The 1181-nt window shown below is 45.4% G+C and carries 1 pseudogene; it reads left to right on the top strand.

From position 1 onward, the window contains the following. A pseudogene (locus tag ADI76_RS11495) lies at nucleotides 1-1181 on the top strand (accessory Sec-dependent LPXTG-anchored adhesin); the annotation flags it as partial.

The following is a 1181-nucleotide window of genomic DNA, read 5'->3' as shown; positions in this document are numbered from 1 at the left end:
ATCGCAGGTTCAGACATCTGTATCGGCAAGCCAATCTGATTCGTTGGTACAAGAGTCCGTTTCCACAAGTCAATCTGATTCCTTGGTACAAGAGTCCGTTTCAGCGAGTCAATCCGATTCGTTGGTACAAGAGTCGGTTTCAGCTAGTCAGTCCGATTCCTTGATACAAGAATCTGTTTCTGTCAGTCAATCAGACTCACAATCAAAAGCGGCATCAGCATCTAAGAGTGAGTCTGAAAAAGCCTCGAAATCTGTTTCGTTAAGTCAGTCGGTATCCTTATCTAATTTAGTATCCAAATCAATTTCTGTGTCTCAATCGCAGTCAACATCGGCGGTTGGATCGGAGGAAGTGGTTTCTAAACTGATTTCCTTGTCGCAATCTATTTCGATGAGTCAATCTGAATCACTGGTTCAAGCATCCGTTTCAGCGAGTCAGTCCGAATCCTTGGTTCAGGCATCTGTATCGGCCAGCCAATCAGACTCACTGGTACAAGAATCAGTTTCCGCAAGTCAATCAGAGTCGTTGGTTCAAGCGTCCGTTTCTGCGAGTCAATTAGAGTCACAGGTACAAGCCTCAATTTCTGCAAGTCAATCAGAGTCGTTGATTCAAGCATCCGTTTCTGCGAGCCAGTCAAATTCGTTAGTACAAGCATCCGTTTCTGCGAGCCAGTCAGATTCGTTAGTACAAGCATCCGTTTCTGCAAGTCAATCAGATTCGTTGGTACAAGAGTCGGTTTCCGCCAGTCAATCAGACTCGCAGGTTCAGGCATCTGTATCGTCTAGCAAATCCGAGTCTTTGGTTCAGACATCGGTTTCAGCTAGTCAATCAGAGTCTTTGGTTCAATCGTCCGTTTCCGCAAGTCAATCAGAATCGCAGGTTCAGACATCTGTATCGGCAAGCCAATCTGATTCGTTGGTACAAGAGTCCGTTTCAGCAAGTCAATCCAATTCGTTGGTACAAGAGTCCGTTTCAGCTAGCCAATCTGAGTCCTTGGTCCAAGCCTCGGTTTCAGCGAGTCAGTCCGATTCCTTGATACAAGAATCTGTTTCTGTCAGTCAATCAGACTCACTGTCCAAAGTTGCTTCAGAATTAGCATCTAAGAGTGCGTCTGAAAAAACATCACAATCTGTTTCGTTAAGTCAGTCAGACTCGCAGGTTCAAGCCTCCGTTTCAGTGAGTC

This window comes from Streptococcus parasanguinis (assembly GCF_001074805.1).
Lineage (GTDB): Bacteria > Bacillota > Bacilli > Lactobacillales > Streptococcaceae > Streptococcus > Streptococcus parasanguinis_A.
This window is presented reverse-complemented; position numbering and strand designations above follow the sequence as displayed.